This window comes from Secundilactobacillus silagincola (assembly GCF_002583405.1).
GTDB classification, from domain to species: domain Bacteria; phylum Bacillota; class Bacilli; order Lactobacillales; family Lactobacillaceae; genus Secundilactobacillus; species Secundilactobacillus silagincola.
In genome coordinates, this window is sequence record NZ_BCMJ01000038.1 from 1 (window position 1) to 322 (window position 322).

The 322-nt window shown below is 50.9% G+C and carries 1 protein-coding gene; it reads right to left on the reverse strand.

Annotation, left to right across the window (positions count from 1 at the left end):
• The coding region (locus CES82_RS12575; protein WP_180245746.1) for a hypothetical protein at positions 1-322 on the reverse strand (322 nt) is incomplete at both ends.

Consider the following 322-nt stretch of genomic DNA (forward strand, 5'->3'; position numbering starts at 1 on the left):
AGCCTGGTTCTTCGTGTAGTGAACCGTCCGGGTGACCGTAGTGGTATAACCCTCATCACCTGGTTTGCCGGCATCTGTAACCGCCTTGAAGTCTGCACTGCTGTAAGCACCACCGTTATCTACCGTATTCTGGAAACCTTTAACAGCAGTTGCTGCGGCGGTTAATTCAGGCACTAATTCACTCCCAGTGCCACCATCAACTGTCCAGTCGGTATATACAACCTGTCCATTTTCATCCACGCTAGCCGTCCGGCTAACACTCACCGTCTTGTCGGCAACAGTTGCGCTGTAATCACCGTCATTATTTTGGCTAACCGTGATC